At 61.9% G+C, this 20,918-nt stretch carries 22 protein-coding genes; 11 read left to right on the plus strand and 11 right to left on the minus strand.

Annotated features, from left to right (window positions below; genetic code table 11):
• Positions 1 to 52: 52 nt before the first annotated feature.
• The 3 genes from J3P90_RS19825 (at position 53) to J3P90_RS19835 (ending at position 3,109) form a co-directional block, all read left to right on the plus strand.
• Positions 53 to 652, plus strand: a complete 600-nt coding sequence (locus J3P90_RS19825) for a short chain dehydrogenase (RefSeq protein ID WP_434562638.1) — start codon at positions 53 to 55, stop codon at positions 650 to 652.
• Between the two features lie 59 nt (positions 653 to 711).
• Positions 712 to 1,386, plus strand: coding sequence for a COG3650 family protein (locus J3P90_RS19830; protein ID WP_434676592.1), 675 nt, complete (start codon positions 712 to 714; stop codon positions 1,384 to 1,386).
• A 109-nt stretch (positions 1,387 to 1,495) separates the two neighbouring features.
• The gene (locus J3P90_RS19835; RefSeq protein WP_434675272.1) at positions 1,496 to 3,109 is read left to right on the plus strand and encodes an NAD(P)/FAD-dependent oxidoreductase; all 1,614 of its coding nucleotides are present in this window, start codon (positions 1,496 to 1,498) and stop codon (positions 3,107 to 3,109) included.
• 126 nt (positions 3,110 to 3,235) lie between these two features.
• Here J3P90_RS19835 and J3P90_RS19840 read toward each other — a convergent pair whose 3' ends face one another.
• Positions 3,236 to 4,330 (minus strand): PLP-dependent cysteine synthase family protein, encoded by a 1,095-nt coding sequence (locus J3P90_RS19840; protein WP_434675273.1) that lies wholly within the window; start codon positions 4,328 to 4,330, stop codon positions 3,236 to 3,238.
• 263 nt (positions 4,331 to 4,593) lie between these two features.
• On the opposite strand from J3P90_RS19840, the gene nhaA reads away from it, so the two are divergent.
• On the plus strand, positions 4,594 to 5,781 hold the full coding sequence (gene nhaA, locus J3P90_RS19845; protein WP_434675274.1) for a Na+/H+ antiporter NhaA: 1,188 nt from the start codon (positions 4,594 to 4,596) through the stop codon (positions 5,779 to 5,781).
• Positions 5,782 to 5,982: 201 nt separating this feature from the next.
• Here the strand turns inward: nhaA and J3P90_RS19850 are convergent, their stop codons facing one another.
• Entirely contained in the window at positions 5,983 to 6,447 is a 465-nt protein-coding gene (locus J3P90_RS19850; RefSeq protein WP_024776354.1) for a glycine zipper 2TM domain-containing protein, read from the minus strand.
• 172 nt (positions 6,448 to 6,619) lie between these two features.
• Between J3P90_RS19850 and J3P90_RS19855 the strand changes: the two genes are divergently transcribed.
• Complete coding sequence (locus J3P90_RS19855) at positions 6,620 to 6,901, plus strand: hypothetical protein (RefSeq protein WP_420764324.1); 282 nt, start codon at positions 6,620 to 6,622, stop codon at positions 6,899 to 6,901.
• Here J3P90_RS19855 and pdxH read toward each other — a convergent pair.
• The 4 genes from pdxH to dinG all read right to left on the minus strand — a co-directional run bounded on the left by pdxH (position 6,849) and on the right by dinG (position 12,191).
• Positions 6,849 to 7,496, minus strand: coding sequence for a pyridoxamine 5'-phosphate oxidase (gene pdxH, locus J3P90_RS19860; RefSeq protein ID WP_434609929.1), 648 nt, complete (start codon positions 7,494 to 7,496; stop codon positions 6,849 to 6,851). The genes J3P90_RS19855 and pdxH overlap by 53 nt on opposite strands.
• Positions 7,497 to 7,520: 24 nt before the next feature.
• Positions 7,521 to 8,639 carry an OmpA family protein gene (locus J3P90_RS19865; protein ID WP_434675275.1) on the minus strand — a complete coding sequence of 373 codons (1,119 nt, stop codon included), beginning with the start codon at positions 8,637 to 8,639 and terminating at the stop codon, positions 7,521 to 7,523.
• A 118-nt stretch (positions 8,640 to 8,757) separates the two neighbouring features.
• Positions 8,758 to 9,903 (minus strand): serine hydrolase domain-containing protein, encoded by a 1,146-nt coding sequence (locus tag J3P90_RS19870; protein ID WP_434675276.1) that lies wholly within the window; start codon positions 9,901 to 9,903, stop codon positions 8,758 to 8,760.
• Positions 9,904 to 10,046: 143 nt separating this feature from the next.
• Positions 10,047 to 12,191, minus strand: a complete 2,145-nt coding sequence (dinG, locus tag J3P90_RS19875; protein ID WP_434675277.1) for an ATP-dependent DNA helicase DinG — start codon at positions 12,189 to 12,191, stop codon at positions 10,047 to 10,049.
• A 98-nt stretch (positions 12,192 to 12,289) separates the two neighbouring features.
• Between dinG and J3P90_RS19880 the strand changes: the two genes are divergently transcribed.
• Positions 12,290 to 12,754, plus strand: coding sequence for a CopD family protein (locus J3P90_RS19880; protein WP_434675278.1), 465 nt, complete (start codon positions 12,290 to 12,292; stop codon positions 12,752 to 12,754).
• A gap of 51 nt (positions 12,755 to 12,805) precedes the next feature.
• On the opposite strand, the gene J3P90_RS19885 is transcribed toward J3P90_RS19880, so the two are convergent.
• The 4 genes from J3P90_RS19885 to J3P90_RS19900 all read right to left on the minus strand — a co-directional run bounded on the left by J3P90_RS19885 (position 12,806) and on the right by J3P90_RS19900 (position 15,463).
• A complete protein-coding gene (locus J3P90_RS19885) occupies positions 12,806 to 13,564 on the minus strand; it encodes a collagen-like protein (protein WP_420764318.1) in 759 nt (252 codons plus the stop codon).
• Entirely contained in the window at positions 13,557 to 13,829 is a 273-nt protein-coding gene (locus J3P90_RS19890) for a DUF1145 domain-containing protein (RefSeq protein WP_420764317.1), read from the minus strand. The genes J3P90_RS19885 and J3P90_RS19890 overlap by 8 nt, the downstream gene beginning before the upstream one ends.
• A gap of 122 nt (positions 13,830 to 13,951) precedes the next feature.
• The gene (locus J3P90_RS19895) at positions 13,952 to 14,677 is read right to left on the minus strand and encodes an OmpA family protein (protein ID WP_420764316.1); all 726 of its coding nucleotides are present in this window, start codon (positions 14,675 to 14,677) and stop codon (positions 13,952 to 13,954) included.
• Between the two features lie 90 nt (positions 14,678 to 14,767).
• On the minus strand, positions 14,768 to 15,463 hold the full coding sequence (locus J3P90_RS19900; protein ID WP_420764315.1) for an OmpA family protein: 696 nt from the start codon (positions 15,461 to 15,463) through the stop codon (positions 14,768 to 14,770).
• Positions 15,464 to 15,656: 193 nt separating this feature from the next.
• On the opposite strand from J3P90_RS19900, the gene J3P90_RS19905 reads away from it, so the two are divergent.
• From J3P90_RS19905 to J3P90_RS19920, 4 genes are all read left to right on the plus strand, one after another.
• Positions 15,657 to 16,154, plus strand: a complete 498-nt coding sequence (locus tag J3P90_RS19905) for a DUF6231 family protein (protein WP_434675279.1) — start codon at positions 15,657 to 15,659, stop codon at positions 16,152 to 16,154.
• Positions 16,155 to 16,168: 14 nt separating this feature from the next.
• Positions 16,169 to 16,645, plus strand: a complete 477-nt coding sequence (locus J3P90_RS19910) for a YchJ family protein (RefSeq protein WP_434611530.1) — start codon at positions 16,169 to 16,171, stop codon at positions 16,643 to 16,645.
• Between the two features lie 67 nt (positions 16,646 to 16,712).
• Entirely contained in the window at positions 16,713 to 17,198 is a 486-nt protein-coding gene (locus J3P90_RS19915) for an LEA type 2 family protein (protein ID WP_420764313.1), read from the plus strand.
• Positions 17,199 to 17,203: 5 nt separating this feature from the next.
• On the plus strand, positions 17,204 to 17,404 hold the full coding sequence (locus J3P90_RS19920; protein WP_034146774.1) for an SEC-C metal-binding domain-containing protein: 201 nt from the start codon (positions 17,204 to 17,206) through the stop codon (positions 17,402 to 17,404).
• 128 nt (positions 17,405 to 17,532) lie between these two features.
• Here the strand turns inward: J3P90_RS19920 and J3P90_RS19925 are convergent, their stop codons facing one another.
• A complete protein-coding gene (locus J3P90_RS19925) occupies positions 17,533 to 18,090 on the minus strand; it encodes a cysteine hydrolase family protein (RefSeq protein WP_434562628.1) in 558 nt (185 codons plus the stop codon).
• Positions 18,091 to 18,335: 245 nt separating this feature from the next.
• Here J3P90_RS19925 and J3P90_RS19930 point away from each other — a divergent pair, with 245 nt between their 5' ends.
• Positions 18,336 to 20,786, plus strand: coding sequence for a penicillin acylase family protein (locus tag J3P90_RS19930; protein WP_434675280.1), 2,451 nt, complete (start codon positions 18,336 to 18,338; stop codon positions 20,784 to 20,786).
• Positions 20,787 to 20,918 lie beyond the last annotated feature (132 nt).

A 20,918-nucleotide genomic window follows, 5' to 3' on the forward strand; every position in this document is an offset into this window, starting at 1 on the left:
AAGAAAATCCAGCCTAAACTGCAACCTCGTTCAAACCAATGAGGAACAGCCCATGAAAATCCTGTTGATCGGCGCCAACGGCACCATCGGTTCGGCCATCGATAATGAATTATCGCCCCGCCACGAAATCGTACGCATCGGCCGCCATAGCGGTGACGTACAAGTCGATATCAGCGACAGCGCCTCGATCCGCGCCTTGTTTGAAAAGACCGGCCGCTTCGACGCGCTGGTCTGTGCCGCGGGCAATGTCACCTTCGCACCTCTGGGCGACATGACCGAAGACAGCTTTGCCCTAGGCCTGAAGGACAAACTGATGGGCCAGGTCAATCTGCTGCTGATCGGCCGCGAGTTCGCCAACGACGGTGCATCCTTTACCTTCACCACTGGCGTACTTAGCCACGACCCCATCAAGAGCGGCGCTTCGGCGGCACTGGTGAACGGCGCCCTCGACAGTTTCGTGCGCGCGGCGGCAATCGAATTGCCGCGCGGGCTACGGGTCAATTCGGTAAGCCCGAACGTGCTTTTGGAAGCCATGGACAACTATGCGCCGTACTTCCGTGGCTATAAGCCCGTTCCTGCGGCGGAAGTGGCGTTGGCCTACGCGAAGAGTGTCGAAGGCCTGCAAACCGGCCAGACCTTTCACGTGGGCTGACCCCTTGTGATAGAGGGACAGTCTGAGTAACGTGGCGGCACTTGTCTGGAGACCCAATGATGCGTGCCGCTCGTTCCCTGCTGTTTGTCGCCCTCCTCCCGCTTTTCGCCGGCTGCCAGCTGCTCGAAGCCCCGCGCCAGAGCGCGCCCCATGCGGGGCAAACACGTATGCAAGGCGAACTGACAGCCGCGGACGGCAAGTTGATGTTCCAGCCGTGCCAGGAACAGCGCCGCTACATGGTCAATGACGCCGGCGGCACCAGCGTCCTGCAACAAGCCGCCACCCTGGCGGATGATAGCGGCAAGTCGTTCGCCGACCTGCGCGGCCGCATCGTTTCCAGCGCATCGGCCGGTGCCGACAGCCAGCTGGACGTTGGCCAGCTCTATCGCCTGGAACCTTCGGGGACCGCGTGCGGCGACGCAGACTTCAAGCGCGTGATTCTGCGTGCAACGGGCCACAGCCCTGAATGGACCCTCACGGCCAGCGGCAAGGGCCTGGTGCTGGATCGGGTAGGTCAGCCGCCACTGGCGGTGCCCTATGTCGAGGAGCAATTGGGTGATGGCCGGTTCAACCTCGGTACCGAAGCCAATGGCCAGAAAGTCGAGCTATGGGTCACCCCGGCTCGCTGTGTCGACAGCGCCAGCGGCAGCGTGCAACACATGAGCGCCGAATTGCGGATCAACGGCCAGGTCCAGCGCGGATGTGCCTATTTCGGTGGCGCACGGGACGACTGACTTGTCGCCAGTCTGTTTTAACCTCACGGGTAGCAGGGAATGCAGCTTATAATCGCCGGTTTGAAGCACGCCCTGGCGCAGTTGTGCGCCCCGCGAACCGGATCCTGTCATGTTACGAATCACCGAACTCAAGCTGCCGATCGACCATCCCGAAGAAGACCTGCGTCCCGCCATCGTGCAACGCCTGGGCATCGCCAGCGATGACCTGCTCGACTTCACCTTGTTCAAGCGCAGCTATGACGCACGCAAGAAATCTTCCGAGCTGTGCTTCATTTACACCATCGACCTGACGGTGCGCGATGAAGCCAGCGTGCTGCGCAAGTTCGCTGATGACCGTAACGTCAACGAAGCGCCGGACGTCAGCTACAAAGTGGTTGGCCAGGCGCCGGCCGACCTGGGCGAACGGCCGATCGTGGTCGGCTTCGGCCCGTGCGGCATTTTCGCCGCCATGTTGCTCGCGCAGATGGGCTTCAAGCCGATCATCCTCGAGCGCGGCCCGGAGGTGCGCCAGCGCACCAAGGACACTTGGGGCCTGTGGCGCAAAAGCGTGCTCAACCCTGAATCCAACGTGCAATTCGGCGAGGGCGGTGCGGGGACATTCTCCGACGGCAAGCTCTACAGCCAGATCAAGGACCCTAAATTCCTCGGACGCAAGGTCCTGCACGAGTTCGTCAAGGCCGGGGCGCCCGAAGAAATCCTCTACGTCAGCAAGCCACACATCGGTACGTTCCGCCTGACAGGCGTCGTGGAAAACATGCGTGAGCAGATTCGCGCGCTGGGCGGCGAAGTGCGCTTCGGGCAGCGAGTCACCGATGTGCTGATCGAAGACGGCCAATTGGTCGGTGTCGAGTTGGCCAGCGGTGAACAGATCCATTCCAAACACGTGATCCTTGCCCTGGGCCACAGCGCCCGGGACACGTTCCGCATGCTCCACAGCCGTGGCGTGTACATGGAAGCGAAGCCGTTTTCGGTGGGTTTCCGCATCGAACACCCGCAATCACTGATCGACAGTGCACGCCTGGGCAAGTACGCCGGCCATCCGAAGCTCGGCGCGGCCGACTACAAACTGGTGCACCACGCCAAGAACGGCCGTTCGGTGTACAGCTTCTGCATGTGCCCGGGCGGTACAGTGGTGGCGGCGACTTCCGAGCCGAACCGGGTCGTGACCAACGGCATGAGCCAGTATTCACGTAACGAGCGCAACGCCAACTCCGGCATCGTTGTCGGCATTACCCCGGAAGTGGATTACCCGGGGGGCCCGCTGGCGGGAATCGAGTTGCAGGAGCGCCTGGAGTCCCACGCCTTCGTACTTGGCGGCAGCAACTATGAGGCCCCCGCGCAACTGGTGGGCGATTTCATCGCCGGCAAGCCTTCGACGGCGCTGGGCAGCGTTGAACCGTCCTACAAACCGGGGGTTGCCTTGGGCGACCTGGCCCTGGCCCTGCCGGATTTCGCCATCGAAGCCATTCGTGAAGCGTTACCGGCGTTCGAGAAACAGATCCGTGGCTATTCGCTGCACGATGCAGTGCTCACCGGCATCGAGACGCGCACCTCGTCACCGCTGCGCATCACGCGAAACGAAACGCTGCAAAGCCTGAATGTGAAGGGCTTGTTCCCCGCTGGGGAAGGCGCCGGTTACGCAGGCGGCATCCTGTCGGCGGCCGTGGATGGAATCCGGATTGCCGAGGCGGTGGCGCGGGATATGCTCGGCCTCGAGGCCTGACATTCATCCCGGTGTGTGAGCGAGCTTGCTCGCGGTGGCGGTGGATCAGCCAGCATTTGTGTTGAATGTTGATCCGCTATCGCGAACAGGCTCGCTCCCACAAGGGATCTCAGCGTGTTCAAGAACTCAGATGTTAGCCCGCAACACACTCTCCGGCAGCGCTTCTCCGCGTTCCGCACACGCAGCCACCGCATCGATCAACCCACTCAACTCATACCCCTGCTGCTTGAGCCACGCCGGATCATAATAAGTCGTGGCATAACGCTCCCCGCCGTCGCAAAGAATGGCCACGATCGACCCTGACTCACCAGCATCCACCATCCCCTTCGCGGCGATCAGCGCGCCGATCAGGTTGGTACCGCTGGACCCACCTACCCGTCGCCCCAACCGCTGGGCCAGGTAATGCATGGCCGCGAGAGACAAGGCGTCCGGGACCTTGACCATCGCATCGATGACCGTGGGCAGGAACGACGCTTCGACCCGTGGTCGGCCGATGCCTTCGATCCGCGAGCCGCAATCCAGGCGCAGGCTGGCGTCGCCGCTGCGGTAGTAATCGAAGAATACCGAGCGCTCGGCGTCGGCACACAGCACACGGGTACAGTGCTGGCGGTAACGCACATAACGTCCCAGGGTGGCGGTCGTGCCACCGGTTCCGGGGCTGGAAATCAGCCAAGTCGGTTCCGGATGCTGCTCAAAACGCATCTGCTGGAAGATCGACTCGGCGATGTTGTTGTTGGCGCGCCAGTCCGTAGCGCGCTCGGCGTAGGTGAATTGGTCGATGAAATGGCCGTCATGCTCCCGCGCCAGGCGTTCGGACTCGGCGTAGATCTGCGTAGGATCATCCACCAAATGGCTCTGGCCGCCATAAAAGGCGATCTGTGCGATTTTTTCCCGAGAGGTCGTCGCCGGCATCACCGCAATGAATGGCAGGCCCAGCAACCGGGCGAAGTAGGCCTCGGAAATTGCCGTCGATCCGCTGGAGGCTTCGATCACCGGCGCCCCCGGCTTGAGCCAGCCGTTGCACAACGCATAGAGGAAAAGCGAACGAGCCAATCGATGCTTGAGGCTTCCAGTGGGATGGCTGGACTCATCCTTGAAGTACAGCTCAATGCCCGGCAACCCCGGCAACGGCAGTGGGATCAAGTGCGTATCGGCGCTGCGCTGGAAGTCCGCCTCGATGATACGGATGGCTTCACGCGCCCACGGACGGTGGTCGTTCATGGTGTTTTCTCGCTGGATCGGTACGACGCAGGCAGACCGATAGCCACGGGGCACGATCTGGTTCGGAAATACGAGACGCAAGCTTAGGAAAAAACCGACATCGCGCACAGGTACAGCTAAGGTCCAATATGCCCGTCAACTGCCCGACGGCAATACAGGCGCTGTAACAGCATATAACAAAAAAGAATATAACTTTTGTTTTAACAACTAAGGGTACGGGTTAGGGTGTCCCTATCTTTGGATCCGATGAATGGAGAGCAGTCTTGGCTCTACGTAGCTCTATGACACGTTTTTTCCAACTGGAAGCGGCAAGCGGCCTTTTGTTGATCGCGGCCGCTGTGCTGGCCCTGGTGATCAACAATTCGCCGCTGGACTGGCTTTATAACGGCTTGCTGGAGACTCCGGTGGTGGCTCAGGTCGGCGCCTTGCAGATCGCCAAGCCCTTGCTGCTGTGGATCAACGACGGCCTGATGGCTATGTTCTTCCTGCTCATCGGCCTTGAGGTCAAGCGGGAGGTCCTCGACGGGCAATTGTCCAAACCATCGCAGATTGTCCTGCCGGGCGCTGCAGCCGTCGGCGGCATGCTGGTGCCGGCGCTCATCTACTGGTTCCTCAACCGCGACAACCCAGCCGCACTGGCCGGCTGGGCGATCCCGACGGCCACCGATATTGCCTTCGCCCTGGGCGTGCTGGCCTTGCTGGGCAAGCGAGTGCCGGTGTCGCTCAAGCTGTTCCTGATGACGCTGGCGATCATTGATGACCTGGGCGCCATTATCATCATTGCGATCTTCTACTCTGGCGACCTGTCGACCCTGTCATTGGGGCTGGCTGCGGCCTGCATCGCGGCATTGGTGGCAATGAACCGCATGGGCGTGGTCAAACTCGGCCCCTACATGGTGGTCGGGCTGATTCTGTGGGTTTGCGTGCTCAAGAGCGGTGTCCATGCCACCCTGGCGGGTGTCACCCTGGCCTTCTGCATTCCACTGCGCACGAAAAACGCTGAAACGTCGCCATTACTGACCCTCGAACATGCGCTTCATCCCTGGGTGGCGTATGGCATCCTGCCGCTGTTCGCCTTCGCCAACGCGGGTCTGTCGTTGAGCGGCGTCACCGTCGAAAGTTTTACTCACCACGTGCCGATGGGCATCGCGGTCGGGCTGTTGCTGGGCAAGGCAGTCGGTGTGTTCGGCCTGACCTGGCTCGCGGTGAAAGTCGGCATTGCCAGCCTTCCCGCCGGGGCGAACTGGGGGCAGATACTGGGGGTGGCGATTCTCTGCGGGATCGGTTTCACGATGAGCCTGTGCGTGGGTTCCCTGGCGTTCGCACCGGGTGCAAGTGAGTATGCAGGAATGGACCGGATGGGGATTCTTACCGGGTCGATCCTGGCGGCGGTAATTGGGTATGGGGTTACGGCGATGGCTAGTCGCAAGCCCGTTTCGCAGCATTCATGACGTGTTGAGCGGGCCGTACAGCGGGGCACTCATCCAGCGTTTTCATAGCTGAACCAGCGCCTATCGCGAGCAAGCTCGCTCCCACGGTTTTTTCGGCGGACGCACCATTCGGTGTATACCCCGATCCACTGTGGGAGCGAGCTTGCTCGCGAAGAGGCCAGTTCATTCAACGTTATCAGCGGCGTTCGCGATCAAAGCCACTTAGTGGGAAACGCGACTGGTTCCACCGACAGTAGAAATCCGCACCCGCTCGCCCACGCGGAACACTTCATTCTCCTGAACCTGTTGAACATAGGCACGCATGCTGCCGTCGTCTTCACGAACCGTGATTTCAACACCCTGGGTACGGGTCAGGCCTTCTTCAGTGGCCGAACCGATCAAGCCGCCAGCCACCGCGCCGATTACGGCGGCAACGATGCTGCCACGGCCACCACCGATCGCGCTGCCACCCACGCCGCCTACTACAGCACCCGCCGCACCGCCGATAGGCGTCTTGGTGCCTTCGATCTTGACCGGACGCAGGGATTCAATAGTGCCCATGCGAATCGTCTGAACGCGACGCGCTTCGTCACGGGAGTAGGAGTCACCGGTCAGGCTCGACTGACAGCCAGTGAGCAACATCGCCATCGTGGAAAAGGAAGCAACCAGCAAAACAGACTTACGCATAGCATCAAACTCCAAAAGACAGGGATCCATTAAACTCCCCGGCTTGACACCTGTCACGGCCTCGCCGGGATAAAATTGTTTTCATTCAGGTGGGATACAGGCGCACCCGAGAAAATTCACCAAACATCAGCGCCAAATTCAGTCAGCAGCGTTACCGCTCCAAGGACTCTCCATGGATTACTTCATCATAGTCGCTACCACCCTAGCCGGCCTGTACTTCCACTGGTGGCTGTACGTACGCATCAAACGCTGGATGGACCGAGACCTGGCGCTGTCATTGGCGGGGCAGGATGAACCGAAAAAACACTACATGCTGCAACAACTGGCTCGCGCCCGCGAACAAGGCGTCAAGCGACGGGACCTGCCGCAATGGCTCCAGGCGGCAGCGGCAGGTTACCCCATCAAGGCGCCAGGCGCTCGCGAGTCCAATCCGCCCCTTGCAGGCGGTAGTTGAGACGATCATGCAGGCGACTGGGGCGCCCCTGCCAGAACTCGATGCGCTCGGGCAGCAAGCGGTAGCCGCCCCAGTGCTCGGGACAATGGGGTTGGCTGTCGCTGAAACGCTGCTCAGTGGCCTTGAGCAAGTCTTCCAGCTCGCCGCGCCCGGCAATCACCCGGCTCTGGGGAGAGGCCCAGGCACCAAGGCGGCTGCCCAGCGGTCGGACCTGGTAATAAGCGTCCGACTCCTGCGAAGTGACTTTCACTACCTTGCCTTCGATACGCACCTGACGCTCCAGTGTCGGCCAGAAAAACGTCATGGCCGCGTACGGATTCGCAGCCAGTTGCTGGCCTTTGGCGCTGTCGTAGTTGGTGAAGAAAGTAAAGCCCTGGGCATCCAGGCCCTTCAGTAGCAGGATCCGGCAATGAGGCCGGCCGTCAGCGTCCACTGTTGCCAGGGTCATGGCATTGGCTTCCACCGGAGCCTGTTCGGTTTTCACCGCGTCGGCGAACCATTGGTGGAACAACGCGAACGGCTCGGCCGGGGCTTGCGCCTCGGTCAGGCCATCGCGGGTGTAGTCACGGCGCATATCAGCCAGCGCTTGGGTCATGGCGCGTTCCTTGTGATCAGCCAATCACTGTTTTTTGGAGGAGTCGGCGGCAGCAACTTTTTTTCCGTCAGCCGCGGCCTTGGCCGGTTCAGGTTTTTTCGCCGGAGTCGCCTTCTTGGCCGGGGCTTTTTTTGCCGGGGCCTTTGCAGGAGCCTTCTTGGCTGCGGCTTTCTTGGTTGCCGGCGCGGCGGATTTTTTCACCGCCGGGGCCGGGGCAGGTGCCGCGGGCTTGACGTCCTGGGCAGCCACCATGGTCACCGGCGCAGGGGTCGGCATGTTGTACTTGCTCAACAACGCGACCATGGTATTGGCGGGCGTGACCAGCAATTCGACACGACGGTTCAAAGCCCGACCCTCGACGCTATCGTTGGCCGCACGTGGCGCCACCGAGCCCATCCCGCGCAGCATCAGGCGATCACGCTGCAAGCCACTGAGCCGGAAGATCGCCGCGACGGATTGGGCGCGTTCCTGGCTGAGCTTCAGATTCGCCGGCGCCGCGCCCGACGTATCGGCGTGACCGAGGATCAGCACCGCGGTTTTCGGATCGGCCTCTAGAATCTTGGCGACGCGAGTGAACGGGCCGAGTGTCACCGGCAGCAGCATGGCCGGACGGTCCGGGTTGAACGAGCCGTCCACGGGAGCGGTAACCACCAGCACATTATCGCGGCGCTCCAGCTCAAGCTTGCTGTCCTTGATGGCGGTACGCAGCTTTGGCTCATAGTCGTCGAGCCAGGCCTGAGTGACTTTCGGGTCGGGCATCGGCACTGCCTTCGCGGTCTCCTGCTCTTTGCCGCCGAACGGCCACCACCACTTGCCACTGCTCTCGGCTTGGGCCTTGGCGACGGTAGCCGGCGCCTTGGTTTCAGGCTTGGCGACAGGTTTCGCTTCTTCTTTCTTGGCGACATCGGCGCCATCGTCGGAGGAGAACGGCCACCACCAATGCGTGGCCCCCTCTGCCTTGGCTTGCGGCGCCACGGCGGCGGGTTTCAGGGGAGCCGGCGGGACCGGCTCCTTGGCCGCGACCTTGTCGGAGGACCCGAACGGCCACCAGCCACCGCCGCCCTCGGCATCATTTTGTGGGTTTTGTGCGCAACCGGTGATAGCGAAGCACAGCGCCAGAGCGAGGGTTTTGTTCGATGACATTGGATATCCACAAAATGATCTGAAGTAAAAAACGAAGGCCATGTTCCGGCCGCATAAACAGTCGCTTGGAAAGCAAAAACAACACCTTGTTCCTTTACCCACTACCGCCAATGGCGTTTTATAGACAAGTGGCAAGCACCCGTGCAAGGTTCTGGGCACGTGGGTCCATCAAGACATAGGGCCCGAGGGTATTGGTCACGAACCCGAACGCAACGTCATGCTCAGGATCGGCGAAACCGATGGAGCCCCCGGCTCCGGGATGACCAAACGCCCGCGGCCCCAGGCCGTAGGTCGCATTGGCCACATCCGGTTGATCCAGCATGCAACCCAGGCCGAAACGGGTCTGGGTCAACAATGTCTTGTCCTCGCCGAAACTGTGCTGGCGAGTCAGTTCGTCGAGCATTTCACCTTCCAGCAAGCTTCCGTCCAGCAGGCCGGCGTAGAACCCGGCGAGACTGCGGGCGTTGCCGTGACCGTTGGCAGCCGGTTGCTGCATCCGCCGCCATTCCGGCTTGTTGGTGCTGGTCATGATCGATGGAGGGTTGGTGAAGGCCCGGGTGGTCATGGCCGTCGGTTCGCGCATCGTGACCTGCAACAGACGCTGGGCCGCTGCGTCGCCAACGTTGCCTTTGCCGCGGGCAATATGCGCCACGCGATGAAACTCTTCGTCGGCCAGGCCAACGTGGAAATCCAGTCCCAGGGGTTTGGCAACCCGGGCCACGATGGACTCGCCTGGCCCACGGCCATCGACCCTGCGCAACAATTCGCCCACCAACCAGCCGTACGTGATCGCGGCATAGCCGTGGCCCTCGCCGGGGGTCCACCAAGGCGTCTCGGCAGCCAGTGCATCGACCATGGTCTGCCAATCGTAAAGTGCCGCGGGGGCCATCAACTCCCTCAATGCGGGAAGTCCGGCCTGATGGCAGAGCAACTGGCGCAGGGTGACGGATTGCTTGCCCGCCGCCGCAAACTCAGGCCAATAGCGAGCGACCGGCGCGTCCAGTTGCAACTTGCCTTCGGCGACCAATTGCAAGGCGGTAACGGCGGTGAATGTCTTGGTGCAAGAAAACAGATTGGCGATGGTGTCGCAGTGCCAAGCCTCATGGCCATCCTTGTCGGCTGTGCCGGCCCAGAGGTCGATGACCGTGCGGCCCCCGACCTGGATGCACAACGCCGCGCCGCGCTCCTGCGGATCGTCAAACAGTGCCGCGAACGCTTCACGCACTGCTTCGAACTGAAGTTCGTAATGGCCTTGAATTTGCACCCGCAACTCCTTTGAAACACACGCTTTTTTTCAGCTGGCTGGCATTGTTTCAGTCATTGATGTTTTTGTGAACCTTCGCGAGACGGCTGGTTAAGCGCAGTCTTGTTTGGCGAGGGAGCAAGCCCCCTCGCCTCACAAGACCGTCAGGAAATCTCCCGCCGAAACGGTGGCAGCGCGTTGAGGATGGCCTTGCCATAACGTTGGGTCACCAGCCTGCGGTCGAGCAAAGTGATGGTGCCGCGGTCTTCCTCGGTGCGCAGCAAGCGACCGCAGGCCTGGACCAGTTTCAGCGAGGCGTCCGGCACGGAGATTTCCATGAACGGATTGCCACCCCGGGCTTCGATCCATTCGGCCAGCGCGGCTTCAACCGGGTCGTCCGGGACCGAGAACGGTATCTTTGCGATCACCACGTGCTCGCAATAGGCGCCGGGCAAGTCGACGCCTTCGGCAAAACTTGCCAGGCCGAACAGTACGCTGGAGTCGCCGCCATCGACCCGCGCCTTGTGTTTGTTCAGGGTCTCCTGCTTCGACAGATTGCCCTGGATGAACACTTGCTTGCGCCAGTCACGGTCGAGACCGTCGAACACGTCCTGCATCTGCTTGCGTGAGGAAAAAAGCACGAGGGTGCCACGGGAACCTTCCACCAGGTCCGGCAAGTCACGGATGATCGCCGCGGTGTGGGCCGCGGCGTCCCGTGGGTCGGCCTTGAGGTCGGGGACTCGCAACACGCCGGCGTCGGCATGGTGGAATGGGCTCGGGACCACGGCCGTCACGGCGATTTTCGGCAAGCCGGCGCGCATACGGAAACGGTCGAACGTACCCAGGGCGGTCAGTGTGGCGGACGTCACCAGCGCGCCGTAGGCAACGTTCCACAGGTTGCGCCGCAGCATGTCCGCCGCCAGGATCGGGCTGGCATTGACCTCGATGTCGAACAGCGAACCGCTCTCGGCCAGGGTCAACCAGCGCGCCATCGGAGGGTTGTCTTCCGGGTCTTCGGTGGTGAAAGCCGTCCACAGCTCCCAATTGCCTTGCGAGCGGGACAGCAAGCTGCCGAACAGCGGATACCATTCCTCGGCCTGGTTGCTGGCGATCCCGATGTTCACCTCGCCATCCATGCCTTCCTTGAGCAAGTCGGTCAGGCGCGTGAACAAATCCGTCAGGCGCGCGAAGCCCTTCTTGAGCTCGATGCCCATCTCGCGCATATGCTCGGGGATGATCCCGCCGACAAACCGATGGCGAGGCCGCTCGCGGCCCTCTACATCTTCGCCTGGCTTGAAATCAGCCACCTGTTCGCATGCGGTGAACATGAACTGCTGGTTCGTCTTGATCTCACGCGCGAGCTCGGGCACCTGTTCGATGAATTTGCCCAGGTCGCCCGGAAGTGGGTGCTGAGCCAACAGCTTGGTCAGGTTCTTCGCCGTGGTTTCCAGCCAGTCGGCGGTGGAGCGCAGCCGCGTGTAATGGGCGAAATGGCCGATGGCCTTGTCCGGCAGATGATGGCCTTCGTCGAACACGTAGATGGTGTCGCGCGGGTCCGGCAACACCGCACCACCGCCCAGGGCCAGGTCGGCCAGGACCATGTCGTGGTTGGTGACGATCACGTCGACCTTGCCCATGCCTTCGCGCGCCTTGTAGAAAGCACACTGGCCGAAGTTAGGGCAGTGACGATTGGTGCACTGGCTGTGATCCGTGGTCAGGCGCGACCAGTCGGCGTCTTCCAGGGCCGTTGACCAGCTGTCGCGGTCACCGTCCCACTTATTGCCGGCCAGTTTTTCAATCATGCTGGTAAACAGCTTCTGGCTCGCCTCGTCGACTTCGATCTTGAAGCCTTCCTCTTCGAACAACTGCGCGGTGGCGGTCTGGGCGTGGCCTTCCTGCAGCAACATGTCGAGCTTGGACAGGCACATATAGCGCCCGCGGCCCTTGGCCAGGGCGAAGGTAAAATTCAGCCCGCTGTTGCGCATCAGGTCGGGCAGGTCCTTGTAGACGATCTGCTCCTGCAGGGCGACGGTGGCTGTGGCGATCACCAGCCGCTTGCCGGCAGCCTTGGCGCTCGGAATCGCCGCCAGGCTGTAGGCCACGGTCTTGCCGGTACCGGTGCCGGCCTCGACCGCCACGACGGCCGGCTCGCCACTGCGCCGACCTTCGTCATCGGTGTCGATGTCGCCCAGGACTTTTGCCACTTCGGCAATCATCAGGCGCTGGCCATATCGCGGCTTGAGGCTCTTGGCTTCGAGAAAACGCGAGTAGGCGCCCTGGATCGTGGTTTTGAGTTCGGTGTTGATCATGAATGTCGGGCGCAAAAAACGCTGGATAAATTTTCAGTGGTTCGGATCGGCGGCTATCATACCCCGCTAATGAATCTCGCGCAGAACGGAGTGACCCAATGACACCCTTTGCCCTCGTCTACACCCTGCATTTACTGGCGGCCCTGATCTGGGTCGGCGGCATGTTTTTCGCCTGGATGATCCTGCGTCCCGCCGCAATGACGGCGCTTGAAGGCCCCGCCCGGCTAAAACTATGGGTAGAAGTGTTTCAGCGTTTTTTTGTCTGGGTCTGGGTGGCGGTGGTGCTTTTGCCGATCAGCGGCGTGGGCCTGATCCACATGCGCTTCACCGGCTTCGAAACCGCGCCACGTTATGTGCAGGTGATGATGGGGCTGTATATCGTGATGACGGCACTGTTCATCCGTATTCAGGGCCTGCAACTGCCTGCATTGCGCACCGCCGTGACGGCCCAGGACTGGCCGACTGGCGCAGCGATGCTGGGCAAGATACGCCGCTTGGTGGGCATCAATCTGTTGATCGGGTTGCTGGTGGTGGCGATAGGCGCGGCGCGGCCGATGTTTTGATATCGCATCAAACCCAGTGGGAACCCGCTCCCACTGGGTCATGAATGTTATTCAGAACCGCTGCACCGTCACCGCGCCCGCCGTTCCGGCAGGCCCTGGCTGGCCATCGGCGCCTGGCCGGCCGCTCTTGCCACCGTCGGCGGTATAGACCAGGCATCCCTTGGCCTTGCCGCCTGCTCCGGGTTTGCCACCGTGCCCAGGTTTGCCGCCGGCGCCGCCGTCCACCGTGACCTTTATCTGTTCATCGGGGTAGGCGCGAGGCAACTCGAGCCGCACCAGCGCACCGGCCGCGCCCGGCTGGCCGTCGCCGCCATTGCTGCCGTCGGCGCCGCGACCGGCCGAACCCCAGGTACACCCCGGAGCTTGTCCGTTGGCGCCGTCGAGCCCCACATAACCTGGCGCACCGCTGCCGCCACGGGCATCGACTGACAGTAGCGGTGCGTTCAACGCATTGAAGCGCAGGTTGAGATTGCGCCCCGGCCGCGCCGCCTTCGTGTAGGTTCCCGGCGCGCCGCGAGCCGTGATCTGGCTGCCTTCGTCCAGTTCGGCCTGGGCCACCTTCATCTCCAATGCCTGTTGCGCCGGCACGATCGCAATGCGTGCCTCGCGCCCCAGGTGCAGCTCTGCGATGGACAGTTGCGTGACGTTCGAAGGCACCAACAGCGTGCCGTAATCGGCCACATCCAAGCGCTCCAGGGCCAGCACGCTGGTGGTGTTCGGCAGGCGCATCAAGGAATTGCTTTCGACCTGGACCACTTGGGCACAGGCCAACGGGCACACGAATGCCGCGAGTAGACACAATTTACGCATGGGAAGCCTCTGGCGCGGTCGGAAGGGTTTGCAAGTGGAAGATGCCGAACAGCAGCACTCGGAGGCGATCACGGCCCGGAGCGGGACGCCCGCGAAACTGTGCCCTGAACAACAACAGCTCAAGCAAATGGACCGCCAGCAACAGCGCCCCGGCGAGATTGACCAAGACATGCAGCGGGTGGACAAACGGCAAGAGCAGGTTGACCAGCACCACCAGCCAGAACAGCAGGGTCAACAAGCGCCCCAGCCCCCAAAACACCTTCATACGCCCCCCGTTCGAAATTATTCTTTGCGTGAACAGTAACGGCTCGCGCAAAGGATAAGCCAGAGGGCCGGGCAAATTTAATTTTGTGATCCGACGGCTCTGGCCCGTTGTCGCAACCGTTATCAACGCTGGATGCGCAACTCAACCCGACGGTTCTGGGCGCGGCCTTCGTCGGTCTCGTTGTCGGCCACCGGTTCGCTTTCGCCCTTGCCTTCACTGGTGACTTTTGCCGGCGCCACGCCCTGGGTCAGCAAATACTCCACGACGCTGCCGGCCCGGCGCTCGGAAAGGCCTTCGTTATAAGCGTCGGTACCGACACTGTCGGTATGGCCGACCACGCGAATGCTCGCGACGTTGGCGTGGCTCAGCTTGCCCATCAGCTCGTCGAGCTGGCTTCGAGCCGCCGGGGTGAGATCGGATTTATCGAATTCGAACAGCACCTTGCCGGTGTCATTGAGGGTGATGACTTCACTGGTCGGCGTTTGCGGCTCGTCCGGTGGTGCGCTGGCCGGATACTGCGGCAGCGGGCAACCGTGGTGTTCAACGGCCGTACCGGCCGGCGTGTCGGGGCAACGGTCGCGACGATCGAACACGCCATCGTCATCTTCGTCGCCATCCTGGGCATAACAGATCAAGCCACCGCCGAGCAGCCCCAACGCGGCGCCACCGGCCGCCCAGCCAGTGCTTTCGATGGCACCCAGACCGCCGCCGACGAGCCCGCCGATCAGGCTGCAGATCGGCCAGGTGCGTTGATTGAGTGATGCGCTGCCGTCGCTGTGAGTGGCGCAACCGGATAACAGACTGCTCGCGAGCAGCACCGGCATGGCAACCCTGATGAGAACCTTCATGATGAATGCTCCTGTGTCACCGGCCCATACCGGTCACACAGGAGTAAAGACCCGCATCCGCGACTGTACAAGCCGCGGATGACAAGGGTTTCAACGGTTTATCTTGATTTCGGTACGACGGTTCATCGCCCGGCCATCAGCAGTTTTGTTGTCCGCCACCGGCTGGCCTTCCCCGGCGCCTTCCACCGAGACGAAACTGGCGCGAGGCACGCCGCTTTCCACCAGGTACTGCACCACGGAATTGGCGCGTTTTTCCGACAGTCTCTGGTTGTAGGCATCACTGCCGACACTGTCGGTGTGCCCCGTCACCCGCAGTTGCGCGGTGGAGGTTTCCTGTTTCAACCGGGTCGCGATGGTGCTCAGTACTTCCTTGTCGGTTGGTGTCAGCGTGGCCTTGTTGAATTCGAAATGCACATCGCGCACCACGATCGTTTCTTCCTTGACCACTACCGGCTCTTCGGCCATTGGCGCCGGGGCGGGCGGTGGGCAGCCGTCGGCGTCGACCTGCACGCCTTTCGGTGTGCCCGGGCACTTGTCGCGGCTGTCCGGGACGCCATCGCCGTCTTCGTCGCCATCGCCATGGGCCCAGCACCAACCTGCCGCCACGGTGCCGGCCACCAACGCGCCCGGCCCAATCCAGGAACTGCTCTCGATGGCGCCCAATCCCGCGCCCACGACACCACCGGTGGCCGCACAGATCGGCCAGTCGGTTTTCTGCAAACCTGCGCAACCAGTCAACACACTCGTTAGCAGAACCAGGGGTAACGCTGTCCGAACTATGCTCATCGGGTTTTCTCCTTGAAGGATCGGCTTCGCCGCCGATTCAGGGGAGTAAAGACCGGACTTCGGATCTGCGCCAGCCCCAACGATTACAGGTTTTCGCCACGTGTTTGCGCAGGTTCCGTACGTTCGTGGACAAACCGCTCTAGGCCATGATGTCCGGGCAGGCTATCTTGGCGGTTCTGATTGAGGAACTTCGATGACCGTTGCCATTTCTTCGCGTACGCCCCAGCAAGCCCTGGCCGCCGTTCTTGACCGTTACGCCCCGCAAAGGCTGCTGCTGATCGGCGCCAGCAGCTTTCCTGCGCTGGAGGCGTTCCAGCAGGTCCATCCCGCCACCGAAGTGGTCCACGCGGGCCCCGGCGCGCTGCCGGCGGACGTGGCGGCGCGGCGTTTCGACCTGGCCCTTGCGCTCGATTGCCTGGAGCATTTGCCCAAGCGCGACGGTCTGAACCTGTTGGGCGGCATCCGCAATCTCAACGCCAGCCGGATTGCGGTGCTGGCCGACCTCAACGCCTGCGGCTGGCAGGAAACGGACTTCTTTTCCCTGGCCTTGCAAGCCAGCGAGCGGTTCCAGCGCGAGGACCAGGTGTTGACCCTGTTTACCTACGATCTGCTTGAATACAAGCAGGTCCCCGACTGGCTCAACTCACGGTTTTGGGCTAACCCCGAAAACTTTGGAAAATATTGGTGGTAGCTGTGGACACAAGCCTGCACACGACCATTTGCCCTTGTGGCAGTGGCAACCCATTGGATGGCTGCTGCGGCCGTTACCATGACGGCCATCCCGCGCCCTGTGCCGAAGCCTTGATGCGCTCGCGCTACAGCGCTTATGTACTGGGCCTTGTGGACTACCTGGTCAGCACCACTCTGCCGGCCCAGCAGGATGGCCTCGATCGCCAGTCCATCAGCGAATGGAGCGCCAGGAGCACCTGGCTGGGGCTGGAAGTGGAAAGCAGCGAAGTGTTCGGCGGCCAACCGGAACACGCTTTCGTTACGTTCACCGCGCGCTGGCACGACGGCCAAGGTGAGCACAGCCATCGCGAACAGTCATCGTTCGTGCAGAACGGCGGGCGTTGGTACTTCATCGACCCCACCGTGCCGGTGAAGATCGGCCGCAACGACAGTTGCCCTTGTGGCAGCGGGCATAAATTCAAAAAATGCTGCGCCGGGTATTTCAATCGCTGATTTTGCAAACGCCTGACGCTCGTCCACCACCCGAGGGCTAAACTGGGGACAAACCAGAGGCACGGACATGACCTTCAAACTCCAATGGCTATGCGTCACCTGCCTGCTACTGATCGTAGGGCTCGGCGGTTGCGCGTCCTGGCAAGCTGAAGAGGCACCCGAGCCGCGAGTCCACCTGGTCAAGGTCGAGGTGGTGCGGGCGCGCCTGGTGGAACAAAGGTTCATGCTGCACTTTCGCGTCGACAACCCCGGTGATAGCGACCTCACCGTGCGCGGCCTGACCTACCGGGTTCATTTGGGCGACCTCTTGCTGACCGAAGGCGAGCATGAGCACTGGTTCACGGTTCGCCCCGGACGCAGCGGGTATTTCAAGCTGCCGGTTCGCACCAACCTGTGGCCCCAGGTGCGGGAGCTGGTAAAGCTGTTGGAGAAACCTCGTGAGCAGATCCCCTATCGCCTGGAAGGTGAGCTGGAAACCGGTTTATTCATCGCCCATTACGTGCACCTGGAGCGCAATGGCGTGATAATCGCCGCCGATTTAATTGCGGAGTAACCCCGATGACACAGCAACCCCATGTCCATGGCCCTGATTGCAACCACGATCATGACCACCACGACCATGATCACGGCCACGTCCATGGCCCGAACTGCGGCCACGCCCACCAAGAGCCCGTGCGCAATGCCTTGAAGGATGTGGGCCGCAACGATCCATGCCCTTGCGGCAATGGCAAGAAATTCAAGAAGTGCCACGGGGCTTGATGGCTAAAAAGTTTTTTGCCTGTTAGACCGTCATCGCGAGCAAGCTAGCTCCCACAGGATTCAAAGTCCGCCTAAGAATGTTGTGGGAGCGAGCCTGCTCGCGATGAGGCCGCCCTGTACCCCATCCATCACCCCGCCTGCAGAATCTGCATCACACTGACCACCGTCGCATATTCCCCGTGCAGGTTAGCCAGGGACATCCCATGCACCTCGGCAGCCGAACGGGCATTGCCGAAGTAATCGGCCTTGTCGAAGGTGAAACAGGCGTCTTCGGCCACCCACGTATCGAATCCCAGGTTGCCGGCCGTCCGCGCGGTGGACTCCACCGAATTGTTCGTCGCGACGCCGACGATCACCAGTTGCCCGATTCCCGCACCGCGCAAATCCGCCTCCAGGGAGGTGCCGCAGAACGCATCCGGCACCTGCTTTTGAACCAACCGCTCCCCGGCCATCGGCTCGAACCGTTCCTGGACTTGCACGCCTGATTGCCCGGGCCAGAACACCGAGTCTTCAGAGCGGGACAGATGGTGGACATGGATGACAGGCCGCGCCGAATTCCGCCAGCGGGCAAGCAGCTCAAGCATGCGCAGCTCCGCCTCGGGGTTGTTGCGGGGGCCGAGCTTGGGGTGGAGGATGCCTTTTTGTTGATCGATAAGAATCAGCGCCGCGTTTTTCTGTAGATCCATGTCGGATTTCCCATGATCGATCGTTGGATTTTGCACCACTTGAACATCACCGTTCCCTACGAGCAAGTCGTCGATCGGCCCGTGGCGAGGGGCCGCTTCATCGCCACGTGTTCAGCGGATTGCGGGCTTCGCCGCAGGCTTCATCGCCAAATCAACAAATAACCCCTCCGCCCGCTTGCGCGGCCCCTTCCTGCTCACTAACGTAGCGCCTTTATTGGTGCCACCCCTCCCGCAGGAGCTTTGCCATGGCCTCGCCAGCCTTTATTTCCCTCATTCCCAAGCTCGGCGTAGCCGCAGCAGCGGCCAGTGTGCTCGGTTTGAGCGGTTGCCAGGCCTGGAATACCCAGGACACTGTCCCGCCTACCACCGGCGTGCAACCGGTCAAGGGGCTGGCGCAGAATGTCTCGGTCCGGCGCAACGCCATGGGCATGCCGTTGATCGAAAGCAACAGTTTCCACGACGCCCTGTTCGCCCTCGGCTATGTCCACGCCAGTGATCGGATCACGCAGATGGCGACCCTGCGCCTGCTTGCCCAAGGTCGGCTGGCGGAAATGTCCGGGGCCGAACGGCTCGATATCGACCGCTACATGCGGGCGGTGAACCTGAAGAAAAACGCCGACGAGCTTTATAAAGCGTCATCGCCGCGCCTCAAGCGATTCTTTGAAGTCTATGCCCGGGGCGTCAATGCCTACCTGTTCCGCTATCGCGACAAGTTGCCGGCGGACTTGGCTGCCACCGGCTACAAGCCCGAATACTGGAAGCCGGAAGACTCGGCGCTGCTGTTCTGCCTGCTGAATTTCAGCCAGTCGGCCAACTTGCCGGAAGAGCTGGCCACCCTGGTGCTGGCCCAGACCGTCACAAACGACAAACTGGCCTGGCTGAGCCCGTCCTACCCCGATGAACCGCTGCCTCTGGCGGAAGCCGATAAACTTCAGGGCGTCCGCCTCAATGGCCAGGTGCCCGGCCTGGACCAAATCAGCAAGGCTGGCGCCCAGTTGTCCGACCTGAATCTGTTGGGCGCAGCGTTTTCGAGCAACTGGGCCATCGCCCCGCAACGCAGCCGCAACGGTAAAAGCCTGTTGGCCAGCGACAGCCATGGCCCGCTGGGCGTGCCGTCGCTCTGGAGCCCGGTGCAGATCCGCGCGCCCAAGTACCAGGCGGCCGGGCTTTCCGTGGCGGGTATTCCGATGATCCTGGCCGGCTTCAACGGCCACGTGGCGTGGAGCATGACCAGCGTCCTTGGTGACAACCAAGACCTGTTCCTGGAAAAGATCCGACGCCAGGGCAACGGGCTGTCCTACGAACTGAACGGCAAATGGCAGCCGGCGACCGTGCGCAACGAAACCTATTTCATCAAGGGTCAACGATCTATTCGTGAAGCCGTGTACGAGACCCGCCACGGCCCCCTGCTCAACAGCGCCCAAGGCCCGGCCATGGCCAACGGTCTGGGGCTGGCCTTGCAGTTGCCGAGTTTCACCGACGACAAGACCCTGGATGCGTTCTTCGATCTGTCACGCTCGCGAAATATCGAGAAAGCCTCGGATGCCAGCCGGGAGATTCGCGCCCTGGCGGTGAACATGGTGTTTGCCGACGCGCGCAACATCGGCTGGCAAGTGACCGGCCGCTACCCCAACCGCCGTGAAGGCGAAGGATTGCTGCCATCGCCCGGCTGGGAGGGTCGCTATGACTGGGACGGTTATGCCGACCCGATGCTGCACCCCTACGACCAGGACCCGGTCCAGGGTTGGCTCGGCACTACCAACCAGCGGGTCATTCCCCATGGCTACGGCATGCAATTGTCCAACTCCTGGGCGGCGCCGGAGCGTGGCGAGCGCCTGGCCGAACTGGCCGGCGCCGGCAAGCACGACGCCCGCAGCCTGAGCGCCATGCAATATGACCAGACCACGACGTTCGCAGCCAAACTCAAGAAAGTCTTCGAAGCCCCAGGCATGGCCCAGCCGCTGAAACAGGCGATCGAAGCCCTGCCGGTGGCGGACCGGGCCAAGGCTCGCGAGGCTTACACCCGCCTGATGGCGTTCGACGGCAGGCTCAGCCCGGTGTCCACCGACGCGGCGATCTACGAGCTGTTCCTGCAGGAAAGCATGAAGCAGACGTTCCTCGATGAACTGGGTCCGGAAAGCAGCCCAGCTTGGAAAGCACTGGTCGCGAACGGCCAACGGTCCTACTCGGCCCAGGCCGATCACCTGCTCGGCCGCGAGGACAGCCCGTTCTGGGACGACGTGCGCACCCCGCAGAAAGAAGACAAGGCCGTGATCCTTGCTCGCAGCCTGGCAGCGGCCATCACTGTCGGCGAGAGCCAACTGGGCAGCGATCACACCACTTGGCAGTGGGGCAAACTGCACCGCTACGAGTGGAAAAACACCAGCGGCCAAGTCGTACGTGGGCCGTTGGCGGCTGGCGGTGATGGCACCACGCTCAATGCCGCCGCATTCGCCTGGGGCCAGGATTTCAACACCGCCCTGGCGCCGGCCCTGCGCTTGATCGTCGATTTCAGCCAGCCCGAGCCGTTGACGATCCAGGGCGGCGCCGGTCAATCGGGGAACCCGGCCAGCCCGAACTATGTGAACGGCATCGATCCGTGGATCAAGGCGCAGTATCAAAGCCTGCCGATGCAACCACAGAACTTTGATCGCGGGTATGGCAAGGCGCGGTTGACGTTGGTGCCTGGAAAATAACCTGGAACGGCCTTTGAGATTTGCGGTGAGTTGAAAATTGTCATCGCGAGCAAGCTCGCTCCCACAATGAGGCGGTGTTGAGTTCCGTATTTCCGCATCACACCAAGCCGCTGTGGAAGCGAGCTTGCTCGC

Origin of the sequence: Pseudomonas sp. D3-10, from assembly GCF_051132175.1 — a bacterium.
Lineage (GTDB): Bacteria > Pseudomonadota > Gammaproteobacteria > Pseudomonadales > Pseudomonadaceae > Aquipseudomonas.

What these genes read in the sequence shown, in the direction of transcription:
- J3P90_RS19825 (WP_434562638.1), top strand. Translation starts at nt 53, where the DNA reads ATGAAAATCCTGTTGATCGGCGCCAACGGCACCATCGGTTCGGCCATC.
- J3P90_RS19830 (WP_434676592.1), top strand. Translation starts at nt 712, where the DNA reads ATGCGTGCCGCTCGTTCCCTGCTGTTTGTCGCCCTCCTCCCGCTTTTC.
- J3P90_RS19835 (WP_434675272.1), top strand. Translation starts at nt 1,496, where the DNA reads ATGTTACGAATCACCGAACTCAAGCTGCCGATCGACCATCCCGAAGAA.
- J3P90_RS19840 (WP_434675273.1), bottom strand. Translation starts at nt 4,330, where the DNA reads ATGAACGACCACCGTCCGTGGGCGCGTGAAGCCATCCGTATCATCGAG.
- J3P90_RS19850 (WP_024776354.1), bottom strand. Translation starts at nt 6,447, where the DNA reads ATGCGTAAGTCTGTTTTGCTGGTTGCTTCCTTTTCCACGATGGCGATG.
- J3P90_RS19855 (WP_420764324.1), top strand. Translation starts at nt 6,620, where the DNA reads ATGGATTACTTCATCATAGTCGCTACCACCCTAGCCGGCCTGTACTTC.
- pdxH (WP_434609929.1), bottom strand. Translation starts at nt 7,496, where the DNA reads ATGACCCAAGCGCTGGCTGATATGCGCCGTGACTACACCCGCGATGGC.
- J3P90_RS19865 (WP_434675275.1), bottom strand. Translation starts at nt 8,639, where the DNA reads ATGTCATCGAACAAAACCCTCGCTCTGGCGCTGTGCTTCGCTATCACC.
- dinG (WP_434675277.1), bottom strand. Translation starts at nt 12,191, where the DNA reads ATGATCAACACCGAACTCAAAACCACGATCCAGGGCGCCTACTCGCGT.
- J3P90_RS19880 (WP_434675278.1), top strand. Translation starts at nt 12,290, where the DNA reads ATGACACCCTTTGCCCTCGTCTACACCCTGCATTTACTGGCGGCCCTG.
- J3P90_RS19885 (WP_420764318.1), bottom strand. Translation starts at nt 13,564, where the DNA reads ATGCGTAAATTGTGTCTACTCGCGGCATTCGTGTGCCCGTTGGCCTGT.
- J3P90_RS19890 (WP_420764317.1), bottom strand. Translation starts at nt 13,829, where the DNA reads ATGAAGGTGTTTTGGGGGCTGGGGCGCTTGTTGACCCTGCTGTTCTGG.
- J3P90_RS19895 (WP_420764316.1), bottom strand. Translation starts at nt 14,677, where the DNA reads ATGAAGGTTCTCATCAGGGTTGCCATGCCGGTGCTGCTCGCGAGCAGT.
- J3P90_RS19900 (WP_420764315.1), bottom strand. Translation starts at nt 15,463, where the DNA reads ATGAGCATAGTTCGGACAGCGTTACCCCTGGTTCTGCTAACGAGTGTG.
- J3P90_RS19905 (WP_434675279.1), top strand. Translation starts at nt 15,657, where the DNA reads ATGACCGTTGCCATTTCTTCGCGTACGCCCCAGCAAGCCCTGGCCGCC.
- J3P90_RS19915 (WP_420764313.1), top strand. Translation starts at nt 16,713, where the DNA reads ATGACCTTCAAACTCCAATGGCTATGCGTCACCTGCCTGCTACTGATC.
- J3P90_RS19920 (WP_034146774.1), top strand. Translation starts at nt 17,204, where the DNA reads ATGACACAGCAACCCCATGTCCATGGCCCTGATTGCAACCACGATCAT.
- J3P90_RS19925 (WP_434562628.1), bottom strand. Translation starts at nt 18,090, where the DNA reads ATGGATCTACAGAAAAACGCGGCGCTGATTCTTATCGATCAACAAAAA.
- J3P90_RS19930 (WP_434675280.1), top strand. Translation starts at nt 18,336, where the DNA reads ATGGCCTCGCCAGCCTTTATTTCCCTCATTCCCAAGCTCGGCGTAGCC.